Below are 7,660 nucleotides of genomic sequence, written 5' to 3' on the forward strand. Positions count from 1 at the left end.
TCATGAAGCCCGAGATCAGCAGTGTGATCGCGAGTGCGAAGAGCATGAAACCACGCCAGTTGAACTGCGGATCTTGGTTGCGACGGTTGGGGCCGTCGGGGCGATTGTTGAAGGGGTCGTCGGACATATGCGGGGGTTGTTACAGCTAAGTAACGCGAGCCCGACCATACACGCCGGTAATTTTTTTGCAAAATGCGATTCGCCGGGGATAAGGCCACCCTTTTGAGGGGGTAAAGCCGGGGGCTAGACCGACTCTCAAAAATCTTGCCACATTGCCCGGACGGCGGAGCGGCCCCATTGGCTGCGTCGTGCGCTTGCCTGTTATTCCCAAATAGCAGGCGGCGCACTCTCCTTGCCACTGGGGCCGCTTCGCTCGCCGGATCAAAATGACAATCTTTCTGAGAACCGGTCTAACGCCCAATAGGGATGCGTTTGAACTCGCGTGTGAGGCTGGTCAGCGAATCCTCGACGCCCATGCGCTCCAGGCTGCTGGCACCTACGAAACCGTCTGCCGAGGTCTTGCTGAGGATGAATTCCACATCCTTAGGCGTGTTGATCGGGCCGCCGTGGGTGAGGGTGAACACGTTTGGGTTCACGCTTTTGGCGGCATCAATGATGTCCTGAGTGACTTTGACGGTGTGATCCCAGCTGACCACGGCATTGGTGACGCCGATGCTGCCGCCGACGGTGGTGCCGACGTGCGCGATGATGGCGTCTGCGCCGTTCTTGGCCATTTTGATGGCTTCCTCAGGGGTCGCCACGTAGACGATGCTGAACATGTCCATTCGAGTGGCGAGTCCGACCATTTCGAATTCTTTCTCCACGCTCATACCTGTTTCTTCGAGGACGCCACGGAAATGACCGTCCACGATGGTGTGGGTGGGGAAGTTGTTCACGCCAGAGAAGCCCATTTCCTTGACGCGGCCCAGCCAGTGCCACATGCGGCGGCGGGGATCGGTGGCGTGGACGCCGCAGACGACAGGGATCTCTTTGACGACGGGCAGGACTTCGTACTCGCCGATCTCCATGGCGATGGCATTGGCATCTCCATAGGCCATGAGGCCGCAGGTGCTGCCGTGGCCCATCATGCGGAAGCGGCCGCTGTTGTAGATGATGATCAAATCGGCACCGCCTTTTTCGATGAACTTGGCGCTGATGCCCGTGCCTGCACCCGCGGCGATGATCGGCTCACCCTTGGCGCGGGTGGCTTTGAGGCGGTCCACGACTTCTTGCTTCGTGTAGGGGTTTCCGATTCCGGTCCAGGGATTGGGCATGACTTGATGTGGTTGACGGTGGTTTACGATAGTTGACGGTGGATGACAGTGGTTTGCAACCATCGTCAACTACGGTCAACGATTGTAAACAACCGTAAACTCCGCCCTATGCACGCCCGCGCCGCCATCCAAGAGCTATCCGAAACGCACACCCACGGGCCTGACACGGTGTACCGCATGGTGAGAGGATCGGAGCGGGATACGCGTGCGTGGCTGCGCAGTGCGCCGCTGTGCACCACGCTGGCGACGCATCGGATCGCGCATGCGGGGGTGATGACGGCGCGTGCGCCCTACCGGATCGTGCGGATGCACCAGGGCGGCCTTTATTTCCTGGCCTGCCTGGAAGGAGAGGGGCGTGTGCTGGTGGATGGTGTGTGGAAGAAATGTACGGCAGGCATGGCCGTGGCGCTGCCGCCTTTCATGGTGAACGCCTTTCATGCGGTGCCGGGCAAGATCTGGCGCTGCTGCTGGGTGCGCTATGAGCAGCAGCCGGAGCAGACGCCGATCCTGAGCAGCAGCTCGCCGCTGATGGCTCCCTTTGCCGGTGCGGCGTTGTGGAATGCCATTGAGGGACTCATTGAGGAGGCTGGAAACGCAGCCCAGCCCGCCGCCATGTTTCACTGGGTGGAACTGGTGCAGCATTACATTGAGCGGTTTGCGCAGCCCTGGCAGGTGGATGACCGGCTGCACCGGATTTGGGAAAAGGTTTCCGCCAATGTGGGCTATGACTGGACGCTGGATGAACTGGCCCATCAAGCGCATGTGAGCGCCGAGCACCTGCGACGACTCTGCCGGAAGGCGCTGGGGCGTACGCCGATGCACCACGTGACGTGGCTGAGGATGCGCAAGGCGGCTGAGCTGCTTTCGACGACGAATTTGAAGATCGAGACGATCTCGCACGAGGTGGGGTATCAGAACCCGTTTGTCTTTAGCAACACGTTTAAGAAGTGGATCGGGTGGCGGCCGAGCGAGCACCGGAGCCGGATGGATGGGTGATGGGATGCGGCGGCCAGCAACACAATGCTGCGTTGTCATTGCGGAGAGAGTGATTCGGCGGTTGGTTGCCGACGATGACTGGAATACTTTTTGAGCTGGGGCTTTTGTTTGCGTTACTGATCGCCAACGGGATCTTTGCCATGGCGGAGATGTCGGTTGTTTCCTCCCGCCGGGCGCGGCTGCAGCCCCTCGTTGACAAAGATGTGAGGGGGGCACGTACTGCCTTGGCACTGGTGGAAAATCCCGGTGTTTTTCTTTCCACCGTGCAGGTGGGCATCACCTTGGTGGGCACTCTGGCCGGTGCTTCCAGTGGCGGCAATTTGATCGATGACCTGACCCCGGTGCTGGCCCAAGTGCCGTATCTGAACACCTGGGCGGAGACCATCGCGACGATCATCGTGGTGAGCACCATCACCTTTTTGACAGTTGTCATTGGGGAGCTGGTGCCCAAACGCCTTGCCATCCAGTCGCCGGAAAGCACCGCCATGCGCCTCAGTCCGCCAATGGCGGTGTTGTCCCGCCTGACCTCCCCGGTGGTGAATCTGCTGGATGCCACAAGCGGCCTTATCGCGCGCTTGTTAGGGGCGGTTCCTGGCACCGAGCCTGGTGTGTCTGAGGAGGAGGTGCGTGCCATGATTCATCAGGGGACGCTGTCCGGTGTCTTCAAGCCGGGGGAACAACGCATGGTAGAGGGTGTGCTTGAGCTCGACGATCTTCTAGTCAGTGACGTGATGACGCCGAAGAACAGCATCGTGTGGATCAATCTCGATGAAAGTGACGAGGAGAACCGTCGAAAGATCACAGCAAGCGGCCACACCTATTTCCCAGCGCACCGTGGCACTCGTGACAACGTGCTCGGCATCATCGCGCTCAAGTCATTGTGGTCGGAGCAGCAGCAGGGTGGCGGGTCAATTCAGATGGAACCGCTGCTGAAGGTGCCGTTGTTCGTGCCGGAGATGATGTCTTGCCGGAGGGTGATCGAGGAGTTCCGCAAGCAGCGCCGCCATCAGGCCCTGGTGGTGGATGAGTTTGGCGGCGTGGCTGGTTTGGTGACGCTCAATGACATGCTGGAGGCCATTCTAGGCTCCATGCCCGACCAAGACCAGCGCGAGCGCCCGCAGGCACGTCAGGAAGCGGAAGGGGTTTGGATCGCCGATGCCCAGATGAGTATTGAGGAGGTGGCTACCCTCACCGGCCTCGCTGTTCCCACGGATGAAGTGGATGAAGGCGTTTACCGCACTCTTTCCGGCTTCATTCTTCATCACCTCGGCCATGTGCCGGCAGAAGGAGAGAGCTTCGTATCCGGTGAGCATCAGATCGAGATCACCGACACCGATCGTCTGCGCATCGACAAGGTGACCATCCGTCGCGTTGGCAAGCCCGGGGTGACTGAGGCCAGCCATGCGGCCTAGTCATGAGAGGCAATATTTCGGCTTCGCTTTTTTTGTTCAATCATCCCCATCCTCACGCGAGATGCCGGCGTAGAGTTCCGGGAAGCGGCGTTCAAGGGACTTGGGGGTGATGTAGCCGATGAGCTGGGCTTCGTTCCAGTCGGCGAGGCCCCAGAACTCGTGGGGGAAGGCCATGATGATGGCGGTGCAGGTGGGGACCTTGGGGATGTTGGCGCGGGCGAGGATGTGATCGGCGAAGTCGTGGAGGCCGGGGTTGTGGCCGAAGATCATGGTGTGATTCCAGCTTTCTTCAAAGCCGCGCATGACGTCGAGGATGCGGTCGGCATCGGCGAGGTAGAGGCGGGATTCCAGCAGCAGGCTTTCCACGGGCATGGCAAAGGTCTCTCGCATGATCTGCGCGGTGCTCAGGGCGCGCAGGGCGGTGCTGGTGACGAGCCGATCTGGCAGCGGCAGCAGGGGAGGGGAATCGGCTCCTCCGAAGTAGGTGCGGTGTAAAAATGTGGCGACTGCCGGAGCGGCCCGCTGCCCACGCTCATTGAGCGGGCGATCATGATCTGCGAGTCCAGGCTGTCCCCAGCTGGATTTGGCATGACGCACGATGGTGATGTATTTCATGAATTAAGGGCGAGGGGCGAGGCAGATGAAGGCCCCGGGCCGATGAGGTCCGGTTTTTTTGTCATTCGCACTTACTCATTCGTCATTTGCCGCAGCGCAAACACAGAAGTTGGCCAGACCTGATTACGCGGCCACTTTTTCGATTTTAATCGGGTAGGTTTGGAAGGCATTCCACTGGCAGACGATGAGATCACCGTTGTCGAGAACGCAGACATCGTGCCCATGATCGAAAATCCGTTCGGCCTGCATGAGGGGCTTGAGTTTGCCTTCCTCGTACACAGGTTCGGTGCCGCCGGGAGCGCTGACGACTTTGCCTGCGGCATCAAGGATGACGGTGAAGCCGCTGGGGTTTTGCGGGAGCTTGTTGATCTCGGGGGTCTTGGACCAGCAGACGCCGGCGTAGAGCTCCTGTCCGGCAATCACGGGGCGGCAGACCATGGCTCCGGGGACGGCGAGGGTTTCGAGGTATTTGCCATCGAGGGTGAAACGGCGGAAGCAATTGTCCACGCGTGAGGTGACGATGACGGTGGCTTTGTCAGCGCCCTGACGGGTGTCGATGGCGATGCCGTGGGCGTTGTTGAGGCGTTCTTCGGCGGGGACGCCGTCCTTGCCGCCGAAGCGCTGAATGAACTTGCCGCGTGCATCGTAACGCAGCACAAACTGCGAGCCGTAGCCGTCCACGACGTAGATGTCGCCATTGGGGGCGATGGCGGTTTCGGTGGGATTGAAGACCATGTCGGGCTCATACGCGCCGACGCTCATGGGATGGCTGATGGAGAAGATTTCTTTGCCGCCGAGATCGGTCTTGGTGATGCGACCGGTTTGACGATATCCGCCGCTGCCAGATTTCCAGAGGCCGCTGTCGGTGACGAAGAGGAACTCTTCGCCATTCTCATTGGAGAGGGTCAGGCCATGACCGCCGGGCCAGACGCTGCCCCAGGAGTCGAGGATGGTGCCGTCGGGTTTGAAGACGAGCATCTGATTGTCCCAGTGGTCGCCAATCATGAAAAGGCGGCCGTCTTTGACCTGAACCATCTCGTGGCAGTTGAGGATGGGGTGATGGCGGCCCTGACCTGCGGGCACCCATTCCTTGTTCACCTTGTAGCGATGAGCGCCGTGACCGATGACGACGTCCTTCTTGGGATCGGGGGCGGCGCGCAGGGTTTCAGTGAAACTGGCGGCGGCGGCGGTGGCAAGACCGGAGAGGAAGTGGCGGCGTGTTTTCATGCGGAGCGGAAAAGTTCACTCAAGCACGCATGGGCCCCGGCTCAATGACGTTTCATCATGGTGGCCACACGATGCACGACCTGCGTGAGCTCGCCGGCTTCGTAGGGCTTGGGCAGGACGCCGACAAAGCCGCGTTCGAGGAAGATCATCTGTACTTCTTCGGTGACGCTGCCGCTGGTGCAGACGATGCGTGCTTCAGGATCGAGATGCAGGATCTCTGCGGCGGTTTCGGTGCCGTTCATGCCGCCGCGCAGGGTGAGATCCATGAGCACCACATCGGGCGGGGTGCCGGTGCGGAAGAGGCTGGAGTAAATGCGCACGGCGTCCTGGCCGTTGTCACACTGCACGACTTCGTAGCCGCAGCGGGTGAGGATCATGTGGGCGACTTTGCGTAGGTCGTCCTCGTCATCGACGATGAGCACCTTGCCTTTGCCATGCTTCAGCGGAACGGGGGCCGAGTCCGCAGGCGTGAGAGGCCGCGTGCCACCGGAACCTGCGGCAGCAGGCAGAAAGACGCTGAACTCGGTGCCGATGTTCGGGGTGGAGGTCACTCGAATGTCTCCGCCCATTTCATCCACGAAACGTTTGCAGGTGGTGAGGCCGATGCCGTTGCCGTCCGGCTTGGTGGTGAAGGACTCGCGGAAGAGGCGGTCGAGATTTTCCTTGGCGATGCCGCAGCCGCGATCGCGCACGATGATGTGCACGTGCTTGCCGGGCTTGAGTTTGCCGTCTCCAGCCGGACCCACCAGATGGTTTGCCGCCTGCACATCCATGTAGCCGCCGCGAGGCATGGCCTGGATGCCGTTCATGACGAGATTTTGCAGCACTTGGCTGAGCTTGACGGGATCGGCAATGGCCTGGCGCAGGTTCTCATCGTTGCGCACGCAGACATGCACGTTGGAGCCCGCACCGGCGAATTCCACGGTGTCGCGCATCAGAGAGACGATGTCGGTGGGTTCCAGCTTGCGGGGGGAGGACTTGGAGGCGGTGACGACCTGGGAGGTGAACTGCTTGGCGCGCTTCAATCCGGCGAACACGAGCTGCAGCTCCTGCGCCAGAGCCGGATGCTCCTGCACCTGCTGAATCAGCGCGGAGAGACGCACCGTGACGGGGCCGAGCAGATTGTTCACGTCATGGGCGATGCCCTGGGCGAGTGCTGCGAGGTTATCTTTACGCATCTGTGCAGACTGTGCGTCCAGATCGTCGGCGGCGGGTTTTGGCTCAGGCTTGGTGCTGGCTGCGGAGGCAGCGGCCTGAGCAGGGCTGATGAGAATGGTGAAGTTCAGCAGCTTGCGCATGCTGTTGAAGACGGCGCGCACGCGCCACTTGCTGGGCACCGGGGTTTGGGTGCGCAGGCTTTGCAGCTGGCATTCACACTCGTGGCAGCCACCTTGATCCACGGCGAGGCGGAGGCTTTGCTGGAGCGTGGCAGCGTCTTTAACGTTAGCGACGAGATCATTGAGGCCCAGGCCGCGCAGTCCTGCTTCAGGATCGGCGCCTGCCAGCATGGCGGCGGCGGCATTGCTGAAAAGGACCTTTTGGCCGCTTTTGGCATCACTGGCTTCGCTTTCCACGATCACCACGCCATCGGCGACCTGATCGAGTGCGACGCGAAGGTAATAATTGGCGACCTTGAGGTGCTCCAGCCCCTGCTCCAATTCAGCGATTGCTGCTGGAGTTGCGGAGGAAGTGGAGAGGGAGGAAGTCATGAATTATCCGCGTGATTCCGACTCATTTAGCAATCTTAGATAATTAAGACAACTTTAATTTTTGATATTCTAGATATTTCTGACTCCCATATTTGAGAGCAAACGTATGCAGGAAATTCGAGGAGAGTGCATGAGAAGGTGAAAAACACCTTGCCGAACCGGGCTTCTCCTTTACCATCGCCGCCCCTATGTCCAAAAATGCCGGTATCGCCAAGACGAGGAAAGCTTACGCCAAGCGGTTCAAAATAACTGCCACGGGTAAGGTGCTGCGCCGTAAACAAGGCAAGCGCCATATTCTGCAGAATAAGAGCCGCAAGCGTAAACGTAACCTCGGTAAAGTCGCCCTCGTGGCGGAAGTGGATGTCAAAGCAATCAAGGCGAACATGCCGTTCTCCCATCGCTAAGACGACCACGGTCTCTCAATAGA

The 7,660-nt window shown here is 60.0% G+C and carries 7 protein-coding genes; 3 read left to right on the top strand and 4 right to left on the bottom strand.

The annotated features are described in order from the left end of the window. Positions 1–410: 410 nt before the first annotated feature. A complete protein-coding gene (locus tag ACIREA_RS21845; RefSeq protein WP_397384479.1) occupies positions 411–1,274 on the bottom strand; it encodes a phosphoenolpyruvate hydrolase family protein in 864 nt (287 codons plus the stop codon). A 108-nt stretch (positions 1,275–1,382) separates the two neighbouring features. Here ACIREA_RS21845 and ACIREA_RS21850 point away from each other — a divergent pair, with 108 nt between their 5' ends. Beyond that, entirely contained in the window at positions 1,383–2,270 is an 888-nt protein-coding gene (locus ACIREA_RS21850; protein WP_397384480.1) for a helix-turn-helix transcriptional regulator, read from the top strand. Between the two features lie 74 nt (positions 2,271–2,344). Further along, positions 2,345–3,682 carry a hemolysin family protein gene (locus ACIREA_RS21855; protein WP_397384481.1) on the top strand — a complete coding sequence of 446 codons (1,338 nt, stop codon included), beginning with the start codon at positions 2,345–2,347 and terminating at the stop codon, positions 3,680–3,682. Between the two features lie 36 nt (positions 3,683–3,718). On the opposite strand, the gene ACIREA_RS21860 is transcribed toward ACIREA_RS21855, so the two are convergent. The 3 genes from ACIREA_RS21860 to ACIREA_RS21870 form a co-directional block, all read right to left on the bottom strand. Continuing rightward, a complete protein-coding gene (locus ACIREA_RS21860) occupies positions 3,719–4,297 on the bottom strand; it encodes a SixA phosphatase family protein (protein ID WP_397384482.1) in 579 nt (192 codons plus the stop codon). A gap of 123 nt (positions 4,298–4,420) precedes the next feature. After that, complete coding sequence (locus ACIREA_RS21865; RefSeq protein WP_397384483.1) at positions 4,421–5,524, bottom strand: 6-bladed beta-propeller; 1,104 nt, start codon at positions 5,522–5,524, stop codon at positions 4,421–4,423. A 41-nt stretch (positions 5,525–5,565) separates the two neighbouring features. Next, a complete protein-coding gene (locus ACIREA_RS21870; RefSeq protein WP_397384484.1) occupies positions 5,566–7,233 on the bottom strand; it encodes an ATP-binding protein in 1,668 nt (555 codons plus the stop codon). A gap of 188 nt (positions 7,234–7,421) precedes the next feature. Between ACIREA_RS21870 and rpmI the strand changes: the two genes are divergently transcribed. Then, positions 7,422–7,637 (top strand): 50S ribosomal protein L35, encoded by a 216-nt coding sequence (gene rpmI, locus ACIREA_RS21875; protein ID WP_377164684.1) that lies wholly within the window; start codon positions 7,422–7,424, stop codon positions 7,635–7,637. The last annotated feature ends 23 nt before the right edge of the window (positions 7,638–7,660 follow it).

This window comes from Prosthecobacter sp., assembly GCF_044373815.1.
GTDB lineage: Bacteria > Verrucomicrobiota > Verrucomicrobiia > Verrucomicrobiales > Verrucomicrobiaceae > Prosthecobacter.